Consider the following 25,015-nt stretch of genomic DNA (forward strand, 5'->3'; position numbering starts at 1 on the left):
AATGATGTTCAACCATGGCGCGTGGCGAAGTCGCGCATGAAAGCGACCAGCGCCTCGACCGCCTCCAGCGGCACGGCGTTGTACAGCGATGCGCGCATCCCGCCCACTGCCTTGTGCCCCTTCAGCGCAAGCAGCCCGGCGGCCTCGGACTCCTGCAGGAATGGCGCATCCAGCGCACTGTCATGCAGGGTGAATGGCACGTTCATGCGCGAACGCGCGGCCGGCTCCACCGGATTGCGGTAGTAGCCGCCGGAGCCGTCGATGCTCGTGTACAGCAAGTGGGCCTTGGCGCGGTTGGCTGCGCCCATCGCGGCCAGCCCGCCCTGCGCCAGCAGCCACTGGAAAGTGAGCCCGGCAAGATACCAGCCCCAGGTGTTCGGGGTGTTCAACATCGAGTCGGCCGCGGCATGGTCGGCATAGCGGAAGATCCGCGCCATCGGCCGGCCCGCTCGTTGGAGCAGGTCGCGACGGATGATCATCAGCACCAGTCCGGACGGGCCGATGTTCTTCTGCGCACCGGCATAGACCAGGCCGAATCGGCGCACGTCCAGTGGCGCGGACAGGATGTTGGAGGACATGTCCGCGACCAATGGCACCTCGCCTGTCTCGGGCACGTCGGGGAACTCCACGCCGTGGATGGTTTCGTTCGGCGTGTAGTGCACATAGGCGGCGCGCGGATCGAGCTGCCAGCTTTCGCGCGGCGGCAGCTGCCGATAGCCGGCGGCCTTCGCGCTGGCGGCCACGTTGACCCGCACGTACGGCGCTGCCTCGCTGATCGCCTTGGCACTCCAGTGGCCGCTGTCGATGTAGTCGGCGCTTTCCCCCTCGCCCGCCAGGTTCATGGGGATCTGGGCGAACTGCTGCGTCGCGCCGCCCTGCAGAAACAGCACGGCATGGTCAGCAGGGATACCCACCAGCGCGCGCAAGTCCGCTTCGGCCTGCGCGGCCATGGCGATGAAGCGCTTGCCGCGATGGGACTGCTCCATCACCGAAGCGCCGCTGCCCTGCCAGTCGGTCAGCTCGTCGCGGGCGCGTTCGAGCACGGCCAGCGGCAGCGCGGCGGGACCGGCACTGAAATTCCAGACTCTGCTCACGGGGTTTCCTGCGGCGTCGAGGTTGTTCCGCATTATGCCGCGGCGCAACATGCTTTCGTCAACCAGTGCTCAGAAGCGCACCAGCAGCACCAAGGCGATGGCCAGCGCCAGCGCGGCAGCCGTGGCGATCAGCCACCACACCTCGCCGGAAGGCCCGGCCGCTGCCTCGGGCAAGGGCGTCGCCCGCGGCGCGGATTCGACCGGTTCCGGTTCGGGTTCCATGCCGGGAGCCTCGAGTACGAAGCGGTGCATCGCCACGCCAATCTGGTCGCCGTCCTGCAGCGCCACGCATTGCGTCGCGACGCCGTTCACCCGCAACGGATGCCGCGCCGAGGGCAGGGTCGACTCCAGCATCAGCCGGCCCTCCTGCCAGCCGATGCGCAAGCCCACCGCCTCGCCCGCCGGCAGGCCCGGCAGGCAACGGCCGGCGGGACCGAACTCAAGCCCATCCTGCACTGGCAGCAGCCGCCCGGACAGCGGCCCGGCGACCGCGCGCAGCGCCACGATGCAGCGTTCGTGCGCCGGGACCTGGCGCGGCTCACGCAGCGCGGGATCGTCGTCGTCGCGCAGCAACATGCGGCAATCGCCGATGCTGACCACGTCGCCCGGACGCACCAGCGCACGCTCGCGCACGGGCCTGGCGTTGACGTAGATGCGGTCGGCCGAGGGCAGCACCTGGAGCACCCAGCCGCGACGATCCTGCTCGATGCGAACGTGCCGCGCGGCCGCCTGGCCGGCGGCCAGCACCAGGTCATTGGCGGCGTCGCTGCCGATGCACAGTCGCGCCTGCGTCCAGCGGAAATCCTCGCGAGCGGCATTGGGAAATTCGATGCGCATGGCGTGCCAGGTCGATCAATCGCGAGACTCTACCATGCGCCTGCATCGCAGTAAGATGGCCGCTTTGCCGGAAGCATGCCATGCCGAGCATCCATATTCGCCGCGCCCACCAGTTGTCGATCGCCGAGGCCCGCGCCCGCGTCGAGCAGGTGGCCGCGCGCATGCACGAGAAGTTCGGCCTGGCCGGCGACTGGCAAGGCGACACCCTGGGTTTCTCGCGCCCCGGTGTCACCGGTTCCATTGCCGTGGAGCGCGAGGCAATCGACGTGCAGGCGAGGCTGGGCATGATGCTGACGCCGCTGACCGGCATGATCGAACAGGAGATCCGGCGCAAGCTGGAGGAGCTGTTTGCCTGAACTTGCGACGGCCTTGATGATTCTTTAACCACGCCGCCATTCGTGGCATAATCGACGGCTTACGCAGCCATCTCGGCTGCGCGTGAAGCCCGGGACATATGGCCAAAGACGACGTCATCGAAATGGAAGGCACGGTCCAGGAGACCCTGCCCAACACCATGTTCCGCGTGCAGCTGGAGAACGGTCACGTGGTGATCGCGCACATCTCCGGGCGCATGCGCAAGCACTACATCCGTATCCTCACGGGCGACAAGGTCAAGATCGAGATGACCCCGTACGACCTGAGCAAGGGACGCATCACCTACCGCATGAAGTAGGCGGCCCCGACGGGATCGACGTACCGATATGACAAAAGCGGCGCATGGCGCCGCTTTTGCGTTGTGGAGCCAGCCCTCAGCGGGCCGTTACTCAACGATGGCCGGGAGCTTGGTGACGGCCTTGCACTCCACCTTCAGTTCGCCGTCGGCCACGCTCAGCTTGACCACGCCGCCGTCGACCAGCTTGCCGAACAGCAGCTCGTCGGCCAGCGCGCGCTTCACCTTCTCCTGGATCACCCGCGCCATCGGCCGTGCGCCCATCTGCGGGTCGAAGCCGTGCTCGGCCAGCCAGCGGCGGGCGTCGGCATCCACGTCCAGGCTCACCCGCTTCTCGGTCAGCTGGCTTTCCAGCTCGATCAGGAACTTGTCGACCACGCGCAGGATGTGCTCGAAGTCGAGCGCGGCGAACTGGATGATCGCGTCCAGCCGGTTGCGGAACTCCGGCGTGAAGATGCGGCGGATCACTTCCATCGCGTCCGATTCGTGCTTCTGCTCGACGAAGCCCATGCTGCGCCGCGCCGCGATCGCCGCGCCCGCGTTGGTGGTCATCACCACCACCACGTTCTTGAAGTTCGCCTCGCGGCCGTTGGTGTCGGTCAGCACGCCGCGGTCCATCACCTGCAGCAGGATGTTGAACACGTCCGGATGCGCCTTCTCGATCTCGTCCAGCAGCAGCACCGCGTGCGGGTGCTTGGTCACCGCCTCGGTCAGCAGGCCGCCCTGGTCGAAACCGACGTAGCCCGGAGGCGCACCGACCAGCCGCGACACCGAATGCCCTTCCATGTACTCGGACATGTCGAAACGGATCATCTCGATGCCGAGCTGCATCGCCAGCTGCTTGGTCACCTCGGTCTTGCCCACGCCGGTGGGGCCGGCCAGCAGGAAGCAGCCGATCGGCTTGGACGGGTCGGCCAGGCCCGAGCGGGCCATCTTGATCGACGCGGCCAGCGCCTCGATCGCCGGGTCCTGCCCGAACACCACCATCTTGAGGTTGCGCTCGAGGTTGCGCAGCACGTCGCGATCGGAGGCGGAGACCTGCTTCTCCGGAATCCGCGCCATCTTGGCCACGATGTACTCGACTTCGCTGACGTCCACGGTACCGGTGCGCTTGTCTTCCGGCAGCAGTCGCTGGCGTGCGCCGGCCTCGTCGATCACGTCGATCGCCTTGTCCGGCAGCAGCCGGTCGGGGATGTGCTTCACCGACAGGTCGACGGCCGCCTTCAGCGCGTCGTTGGTGTAGGCGACATGGTGGTGTTCCTCGAAGCGCGAACGCAGGCCCTTGAGGATCTCCACGCTGTCGGCCACGGTCGGTTCGACCACGTCGATCTTCTGGAAGCGGCGGGCCAGCGCACGGTCCTTCTCGAACACGCCGCGGTATTCCTGGAACGTGGTCGAACCGATGCAGCGCAGTTCGCCCGAGGCCAGCATCGGCTTGATCAGGTTCGAGGCATCCATGGTGCCGCCCGAGGCGGAGCCGGCGCCGATGATCGTGTGGATCTCGTCGATGAACAGAATCGCACCGGGCTGCTTCTTGAGCTGCGCGATCACGCTCTTCAGGCGCTTCTCGAAATCGCCACGGTACTTGGTACCGGCCACCAGGGCACCGAGATCCAGCGCCCAGATCGTGGCGCTCTCCAGCACCTCGGGCACTTCGCCGTCGACGATGCGCTTGGCCAGGCCCTCGGCCAGCGCAGTCTTGCCCACGCCGGCCTCGCCGACATACAGCGGATTGTTCTTGCGCCGGCGGCAGAGCACCTGGATGGTGCGCTCGATCTCGTCGGCGCGCCCGATCAGCGGGTCGATCTTGCCTTCCAGCGCCAGTTCGTTGAGGTTGCTGGCGAACTCGTGCAGCGGGTTGCCCTTGGGCTCGCCGCCCTCCTCGCCCTCGCGCTCGCCGCCGGACACGCCGGCGGCCGGCTCGTCGCCGATCTTGGCGATGCCGTGCGAGATGTAGTTGACCACGTCGAGCCGGGTGATCTCCTGCTGGTGCATGAAGAACACCGCATGCGAATCCTTCTCGCCGAAGATCGCCACCAGCACGTTGGCGCCGGTAACCTCCTTTCGGCCGGACGACTGCACGTGGTAGACGGCGCGCTGCAGCACCCGCTGGAAGCCCAGCGTGGGTTGCGTGTCGCGCTCGTCGCCCGGCGGCAGCACCGGCACCGTCTCGCCGATGATGCGGGTCAGCTCGCCGGCCATGCGCGGCAGGTCGACGCCGCAGGCGCGCAGTGCGCCGAGCGCCGACTGGTTCTCCGTCAGCGCCAGCAGCAGGTGTTCCACCGTCATGAACTCATGACGCTGTTCGCGGGCCTGCTTGTAGCAGTGGCCGATGGTGACTTCCAGATCCTTGCTGAACATTCGGATCGTCTCCGCTAGCTTGTTGGGCGGCCTTCAGCGCCGCGATGGGCACGAAATGGGGGCGTTCAGAGCTTTTCCATAGTGCACAACAACGGATGCTGGTGCGAGCGGGAATACTCGTTGACGTGGGTGACCTTGGTTTCTGCCACTTCCCGCGTGAACACGCCGCACACGCCGCGTCCGCGGGTATGCACGTGCAACATGATTTGCACCGCCTGTTCCTGGTCCAGGGTAAAGAAATTGCGCAGCACCTCCACCACGAAATCCATCGGTGTGAAATCGTCGTTCAGCAGCAGCACCTGGAACAGCGGCGGTCGTGCCACTTCCGGCTTGGCGGTTTCCAGCGCCAGGCCGCGGCCGCTGTCTTGTTCGTGTTCGTTTTCGTTGGCCATGGTGTCGTGGGAGGCATTCGCTTTCGGTTGAAGTATACGCCGCCGCCAATCGTGCCCGGCGCGTCGGCGTTTACTGCAGGTAGTGGCACAATGGACACTTTTCCACCCCTGAATTTTCATGGCCGACCCCACGCCCCGCCCCGAGATCTGGCGCCCGCACGTCACCGTTGCGTGCGTGGTGGCTGAGGCCGGGCGCTACCTGATGGTGGAGGAGGAGGTTGCCGGCCGACTGGTCTGCAACCAGCCGGCCGGGCACCTGGAGGACGGCGAAACGCTGGCCGCCGCGGCCGTGCGCGAGACCCTGGAAGAAACCGGCTGGACGGTCGAGCCGCAGCACCTGATCGGCGTGCAGCAATGGCGCAGCAGCGAGCACGGCGAGGCAGTGATCCGCTTCAGTTTCGCCGCCCGGGCACTCGGGCACGACGCCGATCGGCCGCTGGACACCGGTATCCGCCGCGCCTTGTGGATGACTCGCGACGAAATCGCCGGCCTCGGCGAGCGCCTGCGCAGCCCGCTGGTGCTGGCCAGCATCGACGCCTGGCTGGCCGGCCAGCGACTGCCGTTGGCCAGCCTGAGCTGGGTGCCGGGAGGGTCGCGCGGATGAAGGTGATGCTGGGCGTCTCCGGCGGTGTCGATTCGTCGGTGGCTGCCCTGTTGCTGCAACGGCAGGGCCACGAGGTCGAAGGCCTGTTCATGCAGAACTGGGAAGAGGACGACCGCGACGGTCCGTGCACCAGCGACGCGGACCGCAAGGACGCGGTGGCGGTCTGTGGCCGCCTGGGCATCCCGTTCCACGCGCGCAACTTCGCGGCGGAGTACTGGGATGGCGTGTTCGAGCACTTTCTTGCCGAATACCGCGCCGGCCGCACACCCAATCCGGACGTGCTGTGCAATCGCGAGATCAAGTTCAAGACCTTCCTCGACGAGGCTCGCATGCTCGGCGCGGAAAAGATCGCCACCGGCCATTACGCCCGCGTCGATTGCGTGGACGGACGCCACCGGCTGCTGCGGGCGACGGACGCGGCCAAGGACCAGAGTTATTTCCTGCATGCGCTGGGCCAGCAGCAACTGGCCGCCACGCTGTTTCCGCTGGGCGGGATCGAGAAGCCGCGCGTGCGCGAACTGGCCCGCGAGGCGGCGCTGCCGACCCATGCGAAGAAGGATTCCACCGGCATCTGCTTCATCGGCGAGCGCGACTTCCGCAGCTTCCTGGCGCAGTACATTCCCGCACGGCCGGGCGAGACGCGCACGCCCGACGGCCGGCGGGTCGGCGAACACCAGGGCGTGATGTATTACACCCTGGGCCAGCGCAACGGACTCGGCATCGGCGGCCGGCATGGCGCCAGCGGCGAGCCGTGGTTCGTGGTGGGCAAGGACGTGGCGGCCAACGTGCTGATCGTCGCCCAGGGCGGCGAGAACCACTGGCTGCTGTCGCGGCGATTGCATACCGAGGCACCACACTGGATCGCCGGCGAGCCGCCGGGCACCGAGTTTCGCTGCACGGCGCGCACGCGCTACCGTCAGACCGACCAGGCGTGCTCGGTCAGCGTCGGCGAGACCGGTCTTGCCGTCACGTTCGATGTGCCGCAGCGTGCCGTCACGCCGGGTCAATCGGTCGTTTTCTACGCTGGCGAGGTCTGTCTCGGCGGCGCGGTGATCATGGCAACCGATGCCGCCTACGGCGGCTTGCTGCCAGCCTTCACCCTCACCACCACAGCGCAACTCAAGGAATCGCAAATCCGTGTTTGAAACCCTAGGCATGAACGAGGAACGCGTACTCGCCCTGGCCGGATTGTTTCAGGCCTGCTCGCTGGCCCAGCAACTGGCCAACGACGGACGCTGCGACGAGATCGCCATGCAGGCGGGCGTGGCCAGCATCTTCCGCATCGACGCGCCCTCGGTGGTGGCCGTGTACGGTGGCGTCTCGGGCGTGCGCCTCGGCCTGCGCAACCTGGTCGCCCAGCTCGACGAGAGCGATCGCGACATGTCGGTTACCCGCATGGTGGTCACCGTGATGCGGCTGGAACGCAGCCTTGCCGGCCGCCCGGAGCTGCTGGAGAAGCTGCAGCAGGGCATCCAGGCGGCGCAGCGCCAGGTCGAGCATTTCGGACAGGATTCGAGCCAGGTCAGCGGCCGTCTCGCCGAGCTGTATGCATCCACGCTGTCCACCTTGCGGCCGCGGGTGATGGTCAGCGGCAATCCGCAGCAGTTGCAGCAACCGGCCGTGGTCGAGAAAGTGCGCGCCAACCTGCTCGCCGCGGTGCGCTCGGCGGTGCTGTGGCGCCAGGTCGGCGGACGCCAGTGGCAGCTTCTGGTGTACCGGCGTCAATGCAGCATGCTGGCCCGTGGCCTGCTGACCGGTGTCACGCTGGACCATCGCTGACCGACGCGCGGCATGCCATGAACGCGAACAGGCCCCGGCCATGCCGGGGCCTGTTCGTTTCACCACAGCGGGATCACTCGCCCGCGGAAGCGTCTCCCGTGGCGCCCTCACCCGCTTCGCCGACCGGCGCATCCCCGGCCTCGACGACGGCCTCGTCGCCGTTGTCCTCTTCCGCGTCCAGCCGCATCACGCTGACCAGCGTTTCGTTGGCGGGCAGCTTGATCAGGGTGACGCCCTGGGTATTGCGGCCCAGTTGCGAGACTTCCGCCACGCGCGTACGCACCAGGGTGCCCTGGTCGGAGATCAGCATCAGCTCGTGCGCCTCGGTGACCTGCACCGCGCCGACCAGCGCGCCATTGCGCTCGGAGCACTGGATGCCGATGACGCCTTGCGTGCCACGGCCCTTCTTGGTGAACTCGGCCAGTTCGGTGCGCTTGCCGTAGCCCCGCGCCGTGGCGGTGAGGATGTCGCCTTCCGCCGCCACGATCAGCGATACCACCTCGGCGCCGCCGACCAGTTTCATGCCGCGTACGCCCGCGGCGGTGCGGCCCATCGAGCGCACGGTGTTCTCGTCGAAACGATTGACCTTGCCGTTGGAGGCGAACAGCAGGATGTCGCTGTCGCCGTCGGTCAGCTCGACGTTGACCAGTGCGTCGTCGTCGTGCAGCTTGATCGCCAGCTTGCCCTTCTGCAGCTGGAACGCGAATTCGGTCAGCGGGGTTTTCTTCACCGTGCCGTGCTTGGTGGCAAAGAACACGAAGCGATCTTCCGCATACTCGCGGATCGGCAGCACCGCCTGCACCTTTTCGCCCTCGCCCAGCGGCAGCAGGTTGATGATCGGCTTGCCGCGCGCGCCGGGACCGGCCTCGGGAATCTGGTAGACCTTGAGCCAGTAGACGCGGCCGGTGCTGGTGAAGGTGAGCAGGGTGTCGTGCGTGTTGACCACCCACAGCTGCTCGACCACGTCCTCGTCCTTCAGCGCCGAGGCCGAGCGACCCTTGCCGCCGCGCCGCTGCGAGCGGTAGGTGCTGGCCGGCTGGCGCTTGACATAGCCGGTGTGCGACAGCGTGACCACCATGTCTTCCGGGGCGATCAGGTCGAGGACGTTGAGGTCCTCCTGCGAATGCTGGATCTCGGTGCGACGCGCGTCGCCGAACTCGGCCTTGATCGCTTCCAGCTCCTCGCGGATCACCTGCAGCAGGCGGTCCGGGTTCTCCAGGATCTCGATCAGGCCGCGGATGGTTTCCAGGATCTGGCGGTACTCGTCGGAAAGCTTTTCCTGTTCCAGGCCGGTAAGGCGGTGCAGCCGCATCGCCAGGATTTCCTGCGCCTGCACGTCGGACAACTGGTAGCCATCGGCCTTCAGGCCATCGCGCGGGTCCATGTCCTCCGGTCGCGAGGCACCGGCACCGGCCGCCGACAACAGCGCGCCGACCACGCCCGGCTGCCATTTCCTGGCCAGCATGCGCTCGCGCGCCTCGGCCGGCGACGCCGAAGTCTTGATCAGCTCGATCATCTCGTCGATGTTGGCCAGTGCGACAGTGAGGCCTTCGAGGATGTGCGCGCGGGCGCGGGCCTTGCGCAGCTCGAAGATGGTGCGGCGGGTGACCACCTCGCGCCGGTGGCGGATGAACGCTTCGAGGATGTCCTTGAGGTTCAGCAGCTTCGGCTGGCCGTCCAGCAGCGCCACCATGTTGATGCCGAAGGTGACCTGCAGCTGGGTCTGCTGGAACAGGTTGTTCAGCACCACGTCGCCCATCGCGTCCTTGCGGATCTCGATGACGACGCGCATGCCGTCCTTGTCGGACTCGTCACGCAGCTCGCTGATGCCTTCGAGCTTCTTTTCCTTGACCAGCTCGGCGATCTTTTCGATCAGCCGCGCCTTGTTCACCTGGTACGGCAGCTCGTGGACGATGATCGTCTCGCGGCCGTTCGACTCGGTTTCGATCTCCGCCTTCGCGCGCACCAGGATGCGGCCGCGACCGGTGCGGTAGGCCTCGATGATGCCGGAGGAGCCATTGATGATGCCGTGGGTCGGGAAGTCCGGGCCCGGGATGTAATGCATCAATTCGTCGATCGACAGCGCGGGCTCGTCGATCAGCGCGATGGTCGCCGCGATTACCTCGTTGAGGTTGTGCGGCGGGATGTTGGTGGCCATGCCGACCGCGATGCCGGCCGAACCGTTCACCAGCAGGTTCGGCACGCGCGTGGGCAGCACCAGCGGCTCGTGCTCGCTCTCGTCGTAGTTCGGGCCGAAGTCGACGGTTTCCTTGTCGATGTCGGCCAGCAGCTCGTGGCTGAGCCGCGACATGCGCACCTCGGTGTAACGCATGGCGGCGGCGCTGTCGCCGTCGACCGAGCCGAAGTTGCCCTGGCCGTCGACCAGCATGTAGCGCAGCGAGAACGGCTGCGCCAGGCGCACGATCGCGTCATACACCGACTGGTCGCCGTGCGGATGGTATTTGCCGATGACGTCGCCGACCACGCGGGCCGACTTCTTGTACGGCTTGTTCCACACGTTGCCGAGTTCGTTCATCGCGAACAATACGCGACGATGCACCGGCTTGAGTCCATCGCGTACATCCGGAAGCGCGCGGCCAATGATCACGCTCATCGCGTAATCGAGGTAGCTCTGCCGCATCTCGTCTTCGATGTTGACGCGAATGATTTCTTTGGCGGTTTCTGCCATGGATTGGCTTCCCTGGAGACAAAAAAAGGACGCTGGCGCCGCGTCTCAAGCGCGTGCGCGAGCGACCCGAAATGAACCGCTGGATTGTAGCATGGATGGCTGCAAAATGACAGGTTTTAAGCTTTTGAAATCAATGACTTGTATTGCCATCGCGAGACCGGCACGAGGCCATCGGAAATGTGCTCAAGAATTGAGCAGCGCGCCGGACGCGCAGGCCCCCAGCGAGGTCGTCTCGGCAACCAGCGGACGAACACGGCAAGCGCCGCAAGGACGGCCGGATGCCGCATCGGAACCCGGGGAATCAATGGCCGAACAAGGCCTGCATCGACAGGGTGTCAGGTCGCTCGATCACGCCGCGCTCGGTGACGATCGCGTCGATCAGCTCGGCGGGTGCGACGTCGAAAACCGGATTCCATGCCTGCGCTCCCTCCACCACCACGCGCCTGCCCCCGCTGGACAGAAGCTCGGCCGGGTCGCGCAGCTCGATCTCGATCTCCTCGCCGTTGGCGGTCGCCATGTCCACCGTCGACGACGGCGCCACCACCATGAACTTGACGCCATGGTATTTCGCGCTGATCGCCAGTTGGTAGGTGCCAATCTTGTTGGCGGTGTCGCCGTTGGCCGCGATGCGGTCGGCACCGACGATCACCCACTGCACGGCGCCGGATTTCATCAGGTGCGCGGCGGCAGAGTCGGCGATCAGCCGGGCGGGGATGCCCTCGCGTACGAGTTCCCACATGGTCAGCCGCGCGCCTTGCTGCCACGGACGCGTCTCGCCGGCATAGACGCGCGCGATCCGGTTTGCGGCGACGCCGGCGCGGATCACCCCGAGCGCGGTACCGTAACCGGCGGTGGCCAGCGAACCGGTGTTGCAATGGGTCAGCACGCCCGAGCCCGGCGCGATCAGTGCTGCGCCGAGCTCGCCCATGCGGCGATTGGCAGCCAGATCCTCGTCCTGGATCAGCTGCGCCTCGTGCAACAGCGCACCGGCATCGGCACCGGCCACGATGCGTTTTTTCATCCGGTCCAATGCCCACATCAGGTTCACTGCCGTGGGCCGGGCCGCGCGCAACTGCGCCAATACCGGTTCCAGCGGAACGCCCTGCTGTGCCGCCATCGCCACGCCCCAGGCGGCGGCAATGCCGATGGCCGGCGCGCCACGCACGGCCAGGTCGCGGATGGCCTGGGTGACCTGGGCCGCATCGCGGCAGTCGATCCAGCGTTCCTCGCCCGGCAGCAGGCGCTGGTCGAGCAGGCGCAGGTGATCGCCTTGCCACTGCACGGCGCGGATGGAATCGTGGGTATCGGCGGATGTGGTCATCCGGTGATTATCGCCTGTCGTGCGTGGATTCCGCACGACAGGCGATCACGTGCGGGCGCGCGATTCAGTCGCGCTGGCGCAACCACTGGTGGATCGCCGGCGGCACCTCGCGCTGGGCGCGGCCGGACACGTAGATGCCGATGTGGCCGCCCTTGAATGCGAGCTGGGTGTAGTCGGTGGTGCCCACGTGCTTGCCCAGTGCGCGCGAGGCATCCGGCGGCACCAGGTGATCCTGCTCGGCGAAGATGTTCAGCACCGGCTGGGTGATCATGCCCAGATCCACGCTCTGACCGCCGATGTCCAGCGTGCCCTTGACCAGCTTGTTGCCCTGGTAGAAATCCTTGATGAACTGGCGGAACGCCTCGCCGGCCTGGTCGGGCGAGTCGAAGATCCAGCGCTCCATGCGCAGGAAGTTTTCCAGCTCGGTCGGGTTGTCGAGGATGTCCACCATGCCTATGTACTTCTGCTGGTTCAGCCGCAGCGGCTTCAGCGTGAGGTAGACGTAGTTCATCAACCCGGCCGGGATGTTGCCCATGGTGTCGACGAACAGGTCCACGTCCATGCGGCGGCACCAGTGCGACAGCATGTTGTCCGGCGTGTGGAAATCCACCGGGGTGACCATGGTGATCAGGTTCTTCACCTTGTCCGGGTGCAGCGCGGTATAGCACAGCGAGAACGCGCCGCCCTGGCAGATGCCGAGCAGGTTGATCGCGTCGAGACCGTGGCGTTTGCGTACCACGTCGACGCAGCGGTCGAGGTAGCCGTTGATGTAGTCGTCCAGGGTCAGCCAGCGGTCGGCGCCGTCGGGATAGCCCCAGTCGATCAGGTAGACATCCTCGCCCTGCTCCAGCAGGTTGCGCACCATCGAGCGGTCGGCCTGCAGGTCGGTCATCCACACCGTGTTGACCAGGGCGTAGACGATCAGCAGCGGGGTCTTCGAGGTCGCCTTGCCGTGACCGGTGAAGTGCCAGACCTTCAGCTTGTCCTCGCTGTAGACCAGCTCGCGCGGGGTATTGGCGTATTCCGGCTCGCGCATGTTGCGCAGGTTGGCCATGCCGGCGGCCAGTTTGCGCTGGAAGGTGGCGATGTCGGCCAGGGCCTGGGTCGGGTCGACGCGCAATGGTGTCTGCATGGCTGCTCTCCTTATTTGCGCTTGCGCTGGCCGGAGCCCGATTTGGACGGGCTGGTGGGCTTGCGCGCCGCTTTCGCCGGCGCCTTCTTCACGGCGACCGCAGGCTTGGCAGCGGCGCGCTTCTTCACTGCGGGTACCGCCGGACGATCGGCGAGCCGGCGCTTCAACGCCGCGAGTTCCCGGCGCAAGGCCATGATCTCCCCGGCATGGTCGGCGGACCCATCGGCCAGATTGGCACGGAATTCGCGGCGCAGCGCCTGCAGGCGTTCGCCGAGGCTGGACACTTCGCTGCGCGTGGGCACGCCGAGCTGCTGGCACATCTGCTCGGTCTGCTGTTGCTGGAGCTGGCGCACGCGCATCTGCGTGTTGACCATCTCGCCATAGGCATCGCGGAACTCGTCGGACAGCGCGATTCCCGCATAAGCCTCTTCGGAGGCGTCCACCCACAAGTCGTACAGCCCCTTGAGCGAATCGACCTGGCGCCCCGGTTCGGCCAACCGCGCCTGCAGGCGTTGCATGCCTTGCGCGTTGGCGCGCTGGATCAGTTCCTGATAGCGGGCGGATGCCCGCATCGACTCCAGCAAGGCCGTGGCCAAGGCTTGCTGCTGCATCTGCTGCTCGCGGTTCAGGCCGAATGCCGGGGTCGGCCCCTGCAAGCCCGACAGCTCACCGAAACCACCGCGCTGGGCCGCCTGCAGCCAGGACTGCCATTGCCGCGCGAAGCCCTCCGCGCCGGCAGTGTCGATGCCGCCGAAAGCCTGCGCGAACGGCTGACTGGCTCCACCGAACATCTGCTGCAATTGCTGACGCCAGTCGGTGGCCGGCTGGGCCGCGCCGCCGCTGGCCGCTGCCTGCATCCAGTCGAAGTATCCCTTCAGCCCGGCCAGGGTGCGTTCGAGCATGTCATTGCCCGCGGCAGGCGCCGGGGGCGGCGCGAACGGATTGGCCGCGGGAGGCTGCTGGAACTGGCGCGTCCAGGCGTCCCACGACTGCTGTGCCAGCGCCTGGTAATCCCTGATGAAATCATTCGCCGGATCGGCCATCGGTGCATCCTCGCGCAAGGTCCATCCATCCTAGCAAAAGCAGGTTGCACAAAATCACCGGCCCCGAAACGCGCAAGGCCCGGCATGGGCCGGGCCTTGCGGAATTGCCTCGTGGCGGAGTTCAGACGCTGGCGCGCTCTTCCTCGGTCACGGCCTTCATCGACAGGCGGATGCGGCCCTGCTTGTCGACTTCCAGCACCTTGACCTTGACGATGTCGCCTTCCTTGAGCTTGTCGGAGACCTTTTCGACGCGCTCGTCGGAAATCTGCGATACGTGCACCAGACCGTCCTTGCCCGGCATGATCGTCACGAACGCGCCGAAGTCCATCAGCTTGGCGACCTTGCCCTCGTAGATGCGGCCCGGCTCGACGTCGGAAGTGATCTGCTCGATGCGCTTCTTGGCCGCTTCGCCCGCCTCGCGATTGACCGAGCCGATGATGATGGTGCCGTCATCGCTGATGTCGATCGTGGTGCCGGTCTCTTCGGTGATCGAGCGGATGGTGGCGCCGCCCTTGCCGATCACTTCGCGGATCTTGTCCGGGTGGATCTTGATGGTGATCAGGCGCGGGGCGAACTCGCTCATCTCGGTGCGGGCGGTGCTGAGCGCCTTGCCCATTTCGCCGAGGATGTGCAGGCGGCCGCGCTTGGCCTGCTCCAGCGCCACCTTCATGATCTCCTCGGTGATGCCGTCGATCTTGATGTCCATCTGCAGCGCGGAGATGCCTTCGGCACTGCCGGCCACCTTGAAGTCCATGTCGCCGAGGTGATCCTCGTCGCCCAGGATGTCGGACAGCACGACGAAGTCGTTGCCCTCCTTGACCAGGCCCATGGCGATACCCGCCACCGGTGCCTTCAGCGGCACGCCGGCATCCATCATCGCCAGCGAGGAACCGCACACCGAGGCCATCGACGAGGAACCGTTGGACTCGGTGATTTCCGAGACCACGCGCACCACGTACGGGAACTCCTCGATGCTCGGCTTGACCGCCTGCACGCCACGCTTGGCAAGACGGCCGTGACCGATCTCGCGACGCTTCGGCGCGCCGAAGCGACCGGCTTCGCCCACCGAGAACGGCGGGAAGTTGTAGTGGAACAGGAACGGGTCCTTCGACTCGCCGCCGGGAGCGTCGATGATCTGCGCGTCACGCGTGGTGCCCAGGGTGATGACGACCAGCGCCTGGGTCTCGCCGCGGGTGAACAGCGCCGAACCATGCGTCCGCGGCAGCACGCCGACACGGGCGGTGATCGCACGCACGTCGTCGAGCTGGCGGCCGTCGATGCGCACCTTGGTCTTCAGCACGCTGTCGCGCATGGTGTGGTATTCGAGCTCCTCGAATTCCTTGGCCATCGCGGCGGTGGACCAGCCGTTTTCTTCGGCCTGTGCCTTGAGCCCGGCCAGCACGTCGGCCTTGATCGCGGAGATCGCGTCGCGACGCTCGAGCTTGTCGCGCACCTGGAACGCGGCGGCCAGCTGGTCGCCGACCGCGCCCTTGACGGCAGCGGCCAGCGACTCGTTGCGCGCCGGTGCCTGCCAGTCCCACGACGGCTTGCCGGCCTCGGTGGCCAGTTCGGCGATCGCGCGGATGGCGGTCTGCATCTGCTGGTGGCCGAACATCACCGCGCCGAGCATCACGTCCTCGGACAACAGCTGCGCTTCGGATTCCACCATCAGCACGGCGCCGGCGGTACCGGCGACGACCAGGTCCAGCTGGGAGGTCTTCAGCTCGGTGGTCGACGGGTTCAGCAGGTACTTGCCGTTGGCGTAACCGACGCGGGCGGCGCCGATCGGGCCCTTGAACGGGATGCCGGCCAGGCTGAGCGCGGCGGAGGCGCCGAGCAGGGCCACGATGTCGCCGTCCACTTCCGGGTTCAGCGAGACGACCTGGGCGATGACCTGCACTTCGTTCTTGAAGTCATCCGGGAACAGCGGGCGCACCGGGCGATCGATCAGGCGCGAGGTCAGCGTCTCCTTCTCGGTCGGACGGCCTTCGCGCTTGAAGAAGCCGCCGGGAATGCGGCCGGCGGAATAGAACTTCTCGACGTAGTCGACGGTGAGCGGGAAGAAATCCTGGCCTTCCTTCTGCTTCGTCGCGGCGACGGCGGTGACCAGCACCACGGTGCCGCCCATGCTGGCCATGACCGCACCGGATGCCTGGCGGGCAATTTCGCCCGTCTCCAGCGTGACTTCGTGATTACCGTACTGGAATGACTTGGTTACTTTTGCCACGTGACTGTTTCCTGATCTGAATTGGGAAAGGCGCCCGCGCACGGGCGCCGCATGATCCTCGCGTCCGCGAACGGCGCCCAGCGTTACCGGCGCAGGCCGAGGCGTTCGATCAGGGTCTGGTAGCGCGCAAGATCGCGATCCTTCAGGTAGCTGAGCAGGCGCTTGCGCTGGTTGACGAGCTTGAGCAGGCCACGACGCGAGTGGTGGTCCTGAATGTGATCCTTGAAGTGACCGGTGAGATGGTCGATGCGGGCGGACAGCAGGGCCACCTGGACTTCAGTCGAGCCCGTATCGTTCGGCACGCGGCCGAAATCAGCAATGATCTTGCTGGTCTGTTCTGCGGTAAGGGACATGGTTGTACGTTTCCTTGAAAGGCGATGCGAAGCTTGCGCTTGCATCATCGCGAGATGACGCAAGCGCAAGCTTCGCCCTGGTTGGAGTGAAAGCGTTGAAATAACTTGTCTATTCTACTGATGCCAGTGGTGTTACAACAAGTGCGCAGCCCGCTTTTCAGGCAAATCCGTCCGCTGGCGGCAGGTTGAAGCCGCGCAGGATGCTGCTGCGGCGCATGTCGTCCAGTTCGAGCACGGCGAGCAAGGCACCATCGGGCGCGAATGCCGCGCAGCGACCGGCGGGTACCGAGGGGTCAAGCTGGATCGGCTGGCCACGCGAAACGGCCATCGCCTGCGCCTCGTCCAGGTGAACCGACGGCAGGTCGCGCAGACCCTCGGCCACCGGCAGCAGATGGCACAGCAAGGCCTCGTCGCCCTGCTCCGCTGCCTGCTCGAGTTCGGCCATGGTGACCATGCGCGGATCGCGGAAGGGATCCACCCAGGTGCGCCGCAGCGAAGTCAGGTGCGCGCCGCAACCCAGGGTGGCACCCAGATCCGTCGCCAGCGAGCGCACATAGGTTCCCGAGCCGCATTCCACCAGCAACTGCAAGGTGTCGCTGTCGCGGGAGAGCAGCTCCAGTCGATGCACGACCACCTCGCGCGCCGGCCGTTCCACCGACTCGCCGCGGCGCGCCTTCACGTACAGTCTTTCGCCATCCTGCTTGAGCGCCGAATACATCGGCGGCACCTGACGGATCGCTCCACGCAGCGGTGCCAACGCGGCTTCGATCAGCTCGGGGTCGAGTCGGGGCACCGGCTGGCGTGCGATCACCTCGCCCTCGCGGTCACCGGTGTCGGTGCTGATGCCGAGCCGGCATTCAGCCAGATAACCCTTGCTGGCGCCGAGCAAGGTGCCGGCCAGCTTGGTGGCCTCGCCGAAACACAAGGGCAGCAGACCGCTGGCCAGCGGGTCGAGCGCACCGGCGTGACCGCCCTTGGCCGCGCGCAACAGCCGGCGAACGCCTTGCAAGGCCTGGTTCGAGCTCAAGCCGATCGGCTTGTCGAGCAGCACGATCCCGTGCAGGTCGCGGTACTGGATGCGGGGTGGTTTGCGCATTCGTGCCGCCAGACTCAGACCGCGTTGGCGTCATCGTCCGGCTTGGGTGCATCCGCCTGTTCGCGCAGCAGGCGTTCGATGCGCTCGCCCTTGTCGACCGAATCGTCGTACTTGAATTTCAGTTCGGGCACGCGCCGCATGCGCATGCCGCTGTGCGCCAGCGCGTGGCGAATCTCGTGCCCCATCTGGTTGAGCGCCTTCACCGCCGGCAAACCCTGCTCCGGTACCAGCGCGGTGACCCACACCGTCGCCCAGTCCAGGTCCCGGGTGATCTCGACATCGGAAACACTCACCGACGGCAGGCCGTGGTCGCGCACCGCGGCATGCACCAGCAGCCCAAGCTCGCGGCGCAGCTCGGCTCCGATGCGGTCGGTACGTTTGAAGTCGCGGGAAGGCATGATTGGAAAGCCGGGAATAGGGAATCGAGAATAGGGAATCGGAAAGGCAAAGGTGCGTCACGGGAGCATGGAGGCCAGGGAAGTCGGGACAGCCGCTCTGACTATTCCCGATTCCCTATTCCCTATTCCCGCTCGCACCTTGCGATGCCGCAGGCATCACAAGGTGCGAGCCACTTCCGTGCGCTCGAAGCATTCGATCTGGTCGCCGACCTTGACGTCGTTGTACTGCTTGACGGCGATGCCGCACTCCATGCCGCTGCGGACTTCTTCCACGAGGTCCTTGAAGCGGCGCAGCGATTCCAGCTCGCCCTCGAACACCACCACGTTGTCGCGCAGCACGCGGATCGGCTTGCTGCGCTTGACGTGGCCCTCGGTGACCATGCAACCGGCCACGGCGCCGAACTTGGAACTGCGGAACACGTCGCGCACCTCGGCGATGCCGATGATGTCCTCGCGCACTTCCATGCCGAGCAGGCCGGTGGCCGCCTGGGTGACCTGATCGATCACGTCGTAGATGATCGAGAAGTAACGCACGTCCAGGCCGTTGGTTTCGATCACCTTGCGCGCCGATGCGTCGGCACGGACGTTGAAGCCGATCACCAGCGCCTTGGACGCAGCGGCGAGCGTGGCGTCGGATTCGTTGATGCCGCCCACGCCGGAGGACACCACGTTGACCCGCACGCGCTCGTTGCCGATCTGGGTCAGCGACTCGCGCAAGGCCTCCACCGACCCCTGCACGTCGCCCTTGACCAGGATGTTGAGCGTCTGCTGCTCGTCGCCCTGGCCCATCTTGGCGATGATGTCTTCCAGACGGTTGCTCTTGCTGACCATCCGCGTCTCGCGCCGCTTGAGCTCACGCTCCTGCGCCACTTCGCGGGCCAGACGCTCGTCCTCGACGCAGACGAAATCGTCGCCGGTCTCGGGCACGCCGGACAGACCGAGCACCTGCACGGGAATCGACGGACCGGCTTCGTCCACCTGCTTGCCGGACTGGTTGATCAACGCGCGCATGCGCCCGTACTCGATGCCGCAGACCACGAAGTCGCCCTTGCGCAACGTGCCCTGCTGAACCAGCACGGTGGCCACCGGACCGCGGCCGCGATCCAGGCTGGATTCGATCACCACGCCGGAGGCGCGGCCGTCGGCCACCGCCTTGAGCTCCATCACCTCGGCCTGGATCGAGATCGCTTCGAGCAGTTCCTCGATGCCCATGCCGGTCTTGGCCGACACCGGCACGAACTGCACGTCGCCGCCCCAGTCTTCCGGCACCACTTCCTGCGCAACCAGGCCCTGCTTCACGTTGTCGGGGTTGGCGCCGTCCTTGTCCATCTTGTTGACCGCCACGATGATCGGCACGTTGGCCGCGCGGGCATGCTTGACCGCCTCGATCGTCTGCGGCTTGACGCCGTCGTCGGCAGCCACCACCAGGATCACGATGTCGGTCGACTGCGCACCGCGGGCGCGCATCGAGGTGAACGCCGCGTGGCCCGGGGTGTCGAGGAAGGTGATCACGCCGCGCGAGGTCTTCACGTGGTACGCGCCGATGTGCTGGGTGATGCCGCCGGCTTCGCCGGATGCCACCTTGGTGCGCCGGATGTAGTCGAGCAGCGAGGTCTTGCCGTGGTCGACGTGACCCATGATCGTCACTACCGGTGGCCGCGGAACCTTCTCGCCTTCCAGCTCGATGTTCTGGGTATGCGCCGCGAGCGTCTCCTCGGCGTTGTTCTGGTTGTCCGCCACCGGCGTATGGCCGAGTTCCTCGACCACCAGCACGGCGGTGTCGTGGTCGACGGTCTGGTTGATCGTCGCCATCACGCCCATCTTGAACAGGGCTTTCACCACCTCGGAGCCCTTCACCGCCATCTTCTGGGCGAGATCGGCCACCACGTTGGTGTCGCTCACCACCACCTCGCGCACCACCGGTGCGGTGGGACGGGAGAACCCGTGCGTTCCGCCGGACACGCCGCTGCCGCGCGCCAGCAGGTCGCGACCGCCACTGCGCCCGCCCTTGCCGCGTTTGGTGCTGGAGGACGAGCGGCGTGCGCGATCGGCCTCGCTGAGGTGCATCTGGCCGCCGGCGAAGCGCTTGCTGCCGTCGCGCTCGTGCTTGCTGCCGACGTCCTCGCTGCGCTCGCGGCCATGCCGTGCCTTGCCGCCGCGAGCCGCATCGCTCGCTGCCGGCGCGGGCGCCGGTGCGGGAGCCGGTGCCGGGGCGGGCGGCTTGACCAGTTTTTCGCGCTTGCGCGGCTCGTGAATGCGCGGAAGGATCATGCCCAGCTCGCGCTGGTCCATGCGCTGCACGCCCGGCTCCTCGTCGACGGGTTCGCTGGCAGCGACCACCGGCTCCTCGGCAGGCGCTTCCGGCGCGGGTTCGGCGAGATCCGCCGCGCTCTGCGCTTCGGCGGCCGTTTCGGCACGTCGGGCTTCTTCCTGGCGCTGTTGTTCGTCGAGCTCGCGCTGGCGCGCGTCCTTCTCGCGGCGCTGCTCGGAATCCAGCCGTTCGCGCTCCTCGCGCTCGCGCTGCTGCTGCGATTCCTGCAGCTTGCGCACGGCCTCCTCGCGCTCGGGTTCGGCGCTGGCCTCCTCGGCAATCACGCTGCGCTTGACGTAGGTGCGCCTGGCGCGCACTTCCACGTTTACCGTCTTGGCGGGGCCGGCGGCGCCACGACCACCGGAGCCGGCCACCTTCAATTCGCCCACCGTGCGTCGTCGCAGGGTGATCTGGCGCGGTGCCGCATCCGCAACCTCGGCGGCGGCTTCGGCCTTGCCGTGGGTTCGGCGCAGGAATCCGAGCAGTTTCACCTTCTCGGTGCTGCTGATGACCTGCTCCTGGTCGGAGAATTTCATGCCCGCTTCGCCAAGCTGCGTCAGCAACTTGTCGACCGGCATGCCCAGTACCTGGGCGAGTTGTTTGATCGTGACGTCCGACATTCTGTTCTCTGCTCCGCCGTTCCCGCGCTTGTCATTTCGTGCGGCATCATGATCGCCGCCCTTTCCATCCCTGGTGAAGAACCCCGGGGTTCTTCCCGGCGCACCCGTCCGGGGTGCCGCCGTACCCGCGCTCAGCCACCCTGCTCCAGCCGCGCGATCATCGGCGCGCGGGCCGCCATGATCAGCGCCGCAGCGCGCTCCTCATCCATGCCCTCGATATCGATGAGGTCGTCCACTGCCAGGTCGGCCAGGTCGTCGACCGTGCAGACCTCACGCGCGGCCAGCGCATAAGCGGTTTCCTCGTCCATGCCTTCCAGGGCAAGCAGCTCGGCGCTGGGCTGGTGATCGTCGACGCCCTCCTCCACCGCCAGCGCCTCGGTCAGCAGCGCATCGCGGGCGCGGGCACGCAGCTCCTCGACGATGTCCTCGTCGAAGCCCTCCACGGCCAGCAGCTCGGCGCTGGGCACGTAGGCGATTTCCTCGATGCTGGAGAAACCCTCCTGCACCAGGATGACTGCGATCTCCTGGTCGACCTCTAGCTTGTCCATGAACAGGACGCGTGCCGCTTCCTGCTCGGCCTCGCTCTTGGCGGTGACCTGGTCCTGCGTCATCACGTTGAGCTGCCAGCCGGTCAGCTTGCTGGCCAGGCGCACGTTCTGGCCACCGCGGCCGATCGCCTGGGACAGCTTGTCCTCGGCCACCGCGATGTCCATCGAGTGCTTTTCTTCGTCCATGATGATCGACTGCACCTCGGCCGGCGCCATCGCGTTGATGACGAACTGGGCCGGATTCTCGTGCCACAGGATGATGTCGACGCGCTCGCCGTTGAGGTCGTTGGAGACCGCCTGCACGCGCGAACCGCGCATGCCGATGCACGCGCCGATCGGGTCGGTGCGGCTGTCGTGCGCCAGCACGGCGATCTTGGCGCGGTCGCCCGGGTCGCGCGCGCAGCCCTTGATCTCGACCAGGCCCTGGCCGACTTCCGGCACTTCCAGCTTGAACAGCTCGATCATGAACTCCGGCGCGGCGCGCGACACGAACAGCTGCGGGCCACGAACCTCGGATTTGACCTCGTAGAGATAGCCGCGCACGCGGTCGCCCACGCGCGCCGACTCGCGCGGAATGGTCTTGTCGCGCGGGATGAACGCCTCGGCGTTGCTGCCGAGGTCGAGATAGATGTTGCCGCGCTCGACGCGCTTGACGATGCCGGTGACCAGTTCGCCGACGCGATCGGCGAAGGCGTCCACCACCTGCTGGCGCTCGGCCTCGCGCACGCGCTGCACGATCACCTGCTTGGCGGCCTGCGCGGCGATGCGGCCGAATTCGGCGTTCTCGACCTGCTCCTCGATGTACTCGCCGACCTGGGCGTCGGCACGCTCGTCCAGCGCATCCATCAGGCGCAGCTGGTACGCCGGGGATTCCATCTCGCCGTCGTCGGCGATGATCTCCCAGCGGCGGAACGTCTCGTACTCGCCGGTAGCGTGATCGATCGACACGCGGATATCCGGCTCTTCGTCCGGGTACCGCTTCTTGGCGGCCGAAGCCAGTGCGGCCTCCATCGCGTCGAAGATCACGTCTTCCGATACGCCCTTTTCGTTGGCGACCGCATCGACGACCAGCAAAAGTTCTTTGCTCATTGCTGCAACTCCACAGGCGCCAGGCGGCGTCCAATTGTTGATTTTTCTGCGCTCGTCCATGAACACGTGGATCAAAGGTCCGCCATCCGTGGCAGGCTTTTCAATGGGTTCTGCTAACTCTTCGCAGGGCGCTTGCCGCCGGGCTTGGGCTGGGGCGCATAACCGAGCGCGACCCAGTCCGGCACCACGCGCGCACTCTCGACCTGGTTGTGATCGAAATCGAAGGTGCGGCCTTCCGCTTCGAGCGAAATGCGGTCGCCCTCCACCACGGCCAGCTTGCCGCGCAGGCGACGGCGGCCATCCAGCGGTGCCTTCAGCAGCACCTTCACTTCCTGTCCCGCGGCCTTGCGGAACTGCGCCGCGGTGAACAACGGCCTGTCGATGCCCGGCGAGGAGACTTCCAGCACGTAATGACCGGGAATCGGGTCGTCCACGTCGAGCAGCGCCGACAGCTCGCGACTCGCCTTCTCGCAATCCTCGATGCCGACTTCACGACGCTCCGCGCCATCCGCCTCGGGCAAATCAAGGTAAACGCGCAGGGTACTCTGCCCCTGCGATGGAGTGAACTCCACGCCAAGGCATTCCAGGCCCAGATCGGCCAGTACTTCGCTGAATCGTCGTGCCAGAGCCTGGGTATCCATCACTCACCTGAACTCGGTCGCGGAAACAAAAAATGGGCTCCAACGGCCCATTTCCCTAACTCGCCGATGATCGTCCTCGTGTCGCGTTCCATGTCCGGCGCTCGCGTTTCGCGCCGTGCGGTACATCCTTGCAGCCAACAAAAAAGCCTCACGAGGAGGCTTTCTTGCATCAAGAAAGATCTGGTAGCGGGGGCAGGATTCGAACCTGCGACCTTCGGGTTATGAGCCCGACGAGCTGCCAGACTGCTCCACCCCGCATCAGAGTCCGCAAAGTCTACCGGGATGGCGGGTTTCTTGCAAGCACGAAGATCGTCGCGCTGGCCGGAAAACCATCCGCCGACATGGGCGTCAGACGCCGAACGCGCGCTGGCACCATGCCAGCAGCGGCCCCCAGTACAGGCCGAGCGCAAGCAGCGCCAAGGCATTCACCGACAGCACCACGCGCAGCGAGGTGTCGGTCTTGACCTCCACCACCGCGCCTTCCTCCGGCGCATCGAAGTACATGACCTTGATGACGTAAAGGTAGTAGTAAAGCCCGATGAACGCGGTGACGACGCCCACGATGGCCAGCCACAACATGTCGGCGTGGATCGCCGCCTCCAGCACCAGCACTTTGGCCCAGAAGCCGAACAGCGGCGGCACGCCGGCCAGCGAGAACATCGCCAACAGCATCAGGAACGCCATCCACGGCGCCTTCTGGTTCAGACCCTTGAAATCGCTGATCTCCTCGCACTCGAACCCGGTCCGGGCGAGCACCAGCATCACGCCGAACGCCGCCGCGCTCATCAGCGCATAGCAGATCACGTAGAACAGCGCAGCCGAGTAGCCTTCAGGGGTTGCCGCCGAGAGGCCCAGCAACACGTAGCCCATGTGCGAAATGGTCGAGTACGCCATCATGCGCTTGAAGTTGGTCTGCACGATGGCGACCAGGTTGCCGATCACCAGCGATGCGGTGGCCAGCGCGGCCAGCATCGGCTGCCAATAATGGCTGAGATCGCCCATCCCGACCTCGAGCAGGCGCCAGGCCAGGCCGAATGCCGCCAGTTTCGACACCGCGCCGATGAACGTCGTCACCGGCGTCGGCGCTCCGTGATAGACGTCCGGCAGCCACATGTGGAACGGCGCGACGCCCAGCTCGAAACCGATGCCCACCAGCATGAATATCAGGCCCAGCAGCAACAGCTTGGGTGCCGTGGTGTAGGCCATCACGCCATGCAGCTGCGCCAGATCCAGTGTCGGCGTGCCGCCCATGCCCGACGCGCCGTAGACCATCGACATGCCGTAGAGCAGCATGCCGGAAGCAAGGGCACTCAGCACGAAGTACTTGATCGCCGCCTCCGGCGGCAGGCGGGCATCGCGGTTGAGCGCGACCAGCGCATAGGACGACAGCGAGAGCAGCGCCAGGCCGAGGTAGATCGTTACCAGGTTGCCGGCCGACACCATCACCATCACGCCGAGCGCGGCGAAAATCATCAACGCGTAGAACTCGCCGCCGAACAGCTTGCGGTCGATCATGTAGGGCCGCGCGTACACGAACACCACCGCGGTGATGCCCAGCGCGAAGACCTTGAGGATCTCCGCCACGTGGTCGCGCACGAACATGCCGTTGAACGCGGTTGCGGTCTGTTCGGGCTGGCCGGCGACCACCAGGTAGATCGCCACCAGCAGCACGGCGATGGAGATCCAGTGCAGCTGCGGGCGCTGCGCCGGTTTCATGAACGCGTCCAGCAGCAGGATCAGGCACACCGCCACCACCAGGTAAAGCTCCGGCAGCAGGGTCAGGATGTCATAGAGAGTGGGCATGTTCGCT

21 protein-coding genes and 1 tRNA gene are annotated in these 25,015 nt (G+C 66.3%); 5 read left to right on the forward strand and 17 right to left on the reverse strand.

Annotated features, from left to right (window positions below; translation table 11 throughout):
• Positions 1 to 8 precede the first annotated feature (8 nt).
• Both serC and ACVCMI_RS10500 read right to left on the reverse strand, forming a co-directional pair.
• A complete protein-coding gene (gene serC, locus ACVCMI_RS10495; RefSeq protein ID WP_447098860.1) occupies positions 9 to 1,094 on the reverse strand; it encodes a 3-phosphoserine/phosphohydroxythreonine transaminase in 1,086 nt (361 codons plus the stop codon).
• Between the two features lie 69 nt (positions 1,095 to 1,163).
• The gene (locus ACVCMI_RS10500) at positions 1,164 to 1,931 is read right to left on the reverse strand and encodes an FHA domain-containing protein (protein ID WP_447098859.1); all 768 of its coding nucleotides are present in this window, start codon (positions 1,929 to 1,931) and stop codon (positions 1,164 to 1,166) included.
• An 80-nt stretch (positions 1,932 to 2,011) separates the two neighbouring features.
• Here ACVCMI_RS10500 and ACVCMI_RS10505 point away from each other — a divergent pair, with 80 nt between their 5' ends.
• Both ACVCMI_RS10505 and infA read left to right on the forward strand, forming a co-directional pair.
• A complete protein-coding gene (locus ACVCMI_RS10505; RefSeq protein ID WP_395118562.1) occupies positions 2,012 to 2,287 on the forward strand; it encodes a polyhydroxyalkanoic acid system family protein in 276 nt (91 codons plus the stop codon).
• 98 nt (positions 2,288 to 2,385) lie between these two features.
• Positions 2,386 to 2,604, forward strand: a complete 219-nt coding sequence (infA, locus tag ACVCMI_RS10510; protein ID WP_007081871.1) for a translation initiation factor IF-1 — start codon at positions 2,386 to 2,388, stop codon at positions 2,602 to 2,604.
• Positions 2,605 to 2,691: 87 nt separating this feature from the next.
• Here infA and clpA read toward each other — a convergent pair whose 3' ends face one another.
• Both clpA and clpS read right to left on the reverse strand, forming a co-directional pair.
• Positions 2,692 to 4,962, reverse strand: coding sequence for an ATP-dependent Clp protease ATP-binding subunit ClpA (gene clpA, locus ACVCMI_RS10515; protein ID WP_447098858.1), 2,271 nt, complete (start codon positions 4,960 to 4,962; stop codon positions 2,692 to 2,694).
• A 65-nt stretch (positions 4,963 to 5,027) separates the two neighbouring features.
• Positions 5,028 to 5,354 carry an ATP-dependent Clp protease adapter ClpS gene (gene clpS, locus ACVCMI_RS10520; RefSeq protein WP_395118566.1) on the reverse strand — a complete coding sequence of 109 codons (327 nt, stop codon included), beginning with the start codon at positions 5,352 to 5,354 and terminating at the stop codon, positions 5,028 to 5,030.
• Between the two features lie 118 nt (positions 5,355 to 5,472).
• On the opposite strand from clpS, the gene ACVCMI_RS10525 reads away from it, so the two are divergent.
• From ACVCMI_RS10525 to hflD, 3 genes are read left to right on the forward strand one after another with little or no spacing between them, the layout of a single operon-like run.
• Positions 5,473 to 5,958 (forward strand): NUDIX hydrolase, encoded by a 486-nt coding sequence (locus ACVCMI_RS10525; protein WP_447098857.1) that lies wholly within the window; start codon positions 5,473 to 5,475, stop codon positions 5,956 to 5,958.
• The gene (gene mnmA / locus ACVCMI_RS10530) at positions 5,955 to 7,103 is read left to right on the forward strand and encodes a tRNA 2-thiouridine(34) synthase MnmA (protein WP_447098856.1); all 1,149 of its coding nucleotides are present in this window, start codon (positions 5,955 to 5,957) and stop codon (positions 7,101 to 7,103) included. The genes ACVCMI_RS10525 and mnmA overlap by 4 nt, the downstream gene beginning before the upstream one ends.
• Positions 7,104 to 7,113: 10 nt before the next feature.
• Complete coding sequence (gene hflD / locus ACVCMI_RS10535) at positions 7,114 to 7,737, forward strand: high frequency lysogenization protein HflD (RefSeq protein ID WP_395121391.1); 624 nt, start codon at positions 7,114 to 7,116, stop codon at positions 7,735 to 7,737.
• Between the two features lie 73 nt (positions 7,738 to 7,810).
• Here hflD and gyrA read toward each other — a convergent pair whose 3' ends face one another.
• From gyrA to nuoN, 13 genes are all read right to left on the reverse strand, one after another.
• Positions 7,811 to 10,426, reverse strand: a complete 2,616-nt coding sequence (gene gyrA / locus ACVCMI_RS10540) for a DNA gyrase subunit A (RefSeq protein ID WP_447098855.1) — start codon at positions 10,424 to 10,426, stop codon at positions 7,811 to 7,813.
• 301 nt (positions 10,427 to 10,727) lie between these two features.
• Complete coding sequence (mtnA, locus tag ACVCMI_RS10545) at positions 10,728 to 11,747, reverse strand: S-methyl-5-thioribose-1-phosphate isomerase (protein WP_447098854.1); 1,020 nt, start codon at positions 11,745 to 11,747, stop codon at positions 10,728 to 10,730.
• 64 nt (positions 11,748 to 11,811) lie between these two features.
• Entirely contained in the window at positions 11,812 to 12,879 is a 1,068-nt protein-coding gene (locus tag ACVCMI_RS10550; protein WP_447098853.1) for a class III poly(R)-hydroxyalkanoic acid synthase subunit PhaC, read from the reverse strand.
• 11 nt (positions 12,880 to 12,890) lie between these two features.
• Positions 12,891 to 13,922, reverse strand: coding sequence for a poly(R)-hydroxyalkanoic acid synthase subunit PhaE (locus ACVCMI_RS10555; protein ID WP_395118578.1), 1,032 nt, complete (start codon positions 13,920 to 13,922; stop codon positions 12,891 to 12,893).
• A 121-nt stretch (positions 13,923 to 14,043) separates the two neighbouring features.
• Positions 14,044 to 16,149 (reverse strand): polyribonucleotide nucleotidyltransferase, encoded by a 2,106-nt coding sequence (gene pnp / locus ACVCMI_RS10560; protein WP_395118580.1) that lies wholly within the window; start codon positions 16,147 to 16,149, stop codon positions 14,044 to 14,046.
• An 83-nt stretch (positions 16,150 to 16,232) separates the two neighbouring features.
• Entirely contained in the window at positions 16,233 to 16,502 is a 270-nt protein-coding gene (rpsO, locus tag ACVCMI_RS10565) for a 30S ribosomal protein S15 (RefSeq protein WP_136257158.1), read from the reverse strand.
• 157 nt (positions 16,503 to 16,659) lie between these two features.
• Positions 16,660 to 17,598: a tRNA pseudouridine(55) synthase TruB gene (truB, locus tag ACVCMI_RS10570; RefSeq protein WP_447098852.1), complete on the reverse strand. Its 939-nt coding sequence runs from the start codon at positions 17,596 to 17,598 to the stop codon at positions 16,660 to 16,662.
• 14 nt (positions 17,599 to 17,612) lie between these two features.
• Positions 17,613 to 17,996 carry a 30S ribosome-binding factor RbfA gene (rbfA, locus tag ACVCMI_RS10575; protein ID WP_395118584.1) on the reverse strand — a complete coding sequence of 128 codons (384 nt, stop codon included), beginning with the start codon at positions 17,994 to 17,996 and terminating at the stop codon, positions 17,613 to 17,615.
• A 156-nt stretch (positions 17,997 to 18,152) separates the two neighbouring features.
• On the reverse strand, positions 18,153 to 20,927 hold the full coding sequence (gene infB, locus ACVCMI_RS10580; protein WP_447098851.1) for a translation initiation factor IF-2: 2,775 nt from the start codon (positions 20,925 to 20,927) through the stop codon (positions 18,153 to 18,155).
• Positions 20,928 to 21,058: 131 nt separating this feature from the next.
• Positions 21,059 to 22,564, reverse strand: a complete 1,506-nt coding sequence (gene nusA, locus ACVCMI_RS10585; RefSeq protein ID WP_395118588.1) for a transcription termination factor NusA — start codon at positions 22,562 to 22,564, stop codon at positions 21,059 to 21,061.
• Between the two features lie 113 nt (positions 22,565 to 22,677).
• A complete protein-coding gene (locus ACVCMI_RS10590) occupies positions 22,678 to 23,205 on the reverse strand; it encodes a ribosome maturation factor RimP (protein WP_447098850.1) in 528 nt (175 codons plus the stop codon).
• Between the two features lie 181 nt (positions 23,206 to 23,386).
• Positions 23,387 to 23,463: transfer RNA gene (locus ACVCMI_RS10595), tRNA-Met, on the reverse strand.
• 90 nt (positions 23,464 to 23,553) lie between these two features.
• The gene (nuoN, locus tag ACVCMI_RS10600; protein WP_447098849.1) at positions 23,554 to 25,008 is read right to left on the reverse strand and encodes an NADH-quinone oxidoreductase subunit NuoN; all 1,455 of its coding nucleotides are present in this window, start codon (positions 25,006 to 25,008) and stop codon (positions 23,554 to 23,556) included.
• Positions 25,009 to 25,015 lie beyond the last annotated feature (7 nt).

The organism is Rhodanobacter sp. UC4448_H15, assembly GCF_052978265.1.

What these genes read in the sequence shown, in the direction of transcription:
- mtnA (WP_447098854.1), bottom strand. Translation starts at nt 11,747, where the DNA reads ATGACCACATCCGCCGATACCCACGATTCCATCCGCGCCGTGCAGTGG.
- nusA (WP_395118588.1), bottom strand. Translation starts at nt 22,564, where the DNA reads ATGAGCAAAGAACTTTTGCTGGTCGTCGATGCGGTCGCCAACGAAAAG.
- hflD (WP_395121391.1), top strand. Translation starts at nt 7,114, where the DNA reads ATGAACGAGGAACGCGTACTCGCCCTGGCCGGATTGTTTCAGGCCTGC.
- truB (WP_447098852.1), bottom strand. Translation starts at nt 17,598, where the DNA reads ATGCGCAAACCACCCCGCATCCAGTACCGCGACCTGCACGGGATCGTG.
- ACVCMI_RS10500 (WP_447098859.1), bottom strand. Translation starts at nt 1,931, where the DNA reads ATGCGCATCGAATTTCCCAATGCCGCTCGCGAGGATTTCCGCTGGACG.
- infA (WP_007081871.1), top strand. Translation starts at nt 2,386, where the DNA reads ATGGCCAAAGACGACGTCATCGAAATGGAAGGCACGGTCCAGGAGACC.
- infB (WP_447098851.1), bottom strand. Translation starts at nt 20,927, where the DNA reads ATGTCGGACGTCACGATCAAACAACTCGCCCAGGTACTGGGCATGCCG.
- gyrA (WP_447098855.1), bottom strand. Translation starts at nt 10,426, where the DNA reads ATGGCAGAAACCGCCAAAGAAATCATTCGCGTCAACATCGAAGACGAG.
- ACVCMI_RS10505 (WP_395118562.1), top strand. Translation starts at nt 2,012, where the DNA reads ATGCCGAGCATCCATATTCGCCGCGCCCACCAGTTGTCGATCGCCGAG.
- ACVCMI_RS10550 (WP_447098853.1), bottom strand. Translation starts at nt 12,879, where the DNA reads ATGCAGACACCATTGCGCGTCGACCCGACCCAGGCCCTGGCCGACATC.
- nuoN (WP_447098849.1), bottom strand. Translation starts at nt 25,008, where the DNA reads ATGCCCACTCTCTATGACATCCTGACCCTGCTGCCGGAGCTTTACCTG.
- rbfA (WP_395118584.1), bottom strand. Translation starts at nt 17,996, where the DNA reads ATGCCTTCCCGCGACTTCAAACGTACCGACCGCATCGGAGCCGAGCTG.
- ACVCMI_RS10525 (WP_447098857.1), top strand. Translation starts at nt 5,473, where the DNA reads ATGGCCGACCCCACGCCCCGCCCCGAGATCTGGCGCCCGCACGTCACC.
- clpS (WP_395118566.1), bottom strand. Translation starts at nt 5,354, where the DNA reads ATGGCCAACGAAAACGAACACGAACAAGACAGCGGCCGCGGCCTGGCG.
- mnmA (WP_447098856.1), top strand. Translation starts at nt 5,955, where the DNA reads ATGAAGGTGATGCTGGGCGTCTCCGGCGGTGTCGATTCGTCGGTGGCT.
- clpA (WP_447098858.1), bottom strand. Translation starts at nt 4,962, where the DNA reads ATGTTCAGCAAGGATCTGGAAGTCACCATCGGCCACTGCTACAAGCAG.
- rpsO (WP_136257158.1), bottom strand. Translation starts at nt 16,502, where the DNA reads ATGTCCCTTACCGCAGAACAGACCAGCAAGATCATTGCTGATTTCGGC.
- ACVCMI_RS10590 (WP_447098850.1), bottom strand. Translation starts at nt 23,205, where the DNA reads ATGGATACCCAGGCTCTGGCACGACGATTCAGCGAAGTACTGGCCGAT.
- ACVCMI_RS10555 (WP_395118578.1), bottom strand. Translation starts at nt 13,922, where the DNA reads ATGGCCGATCCGGCGAATGATTTCATCAGGGATTACCAGGCGCTGGCA.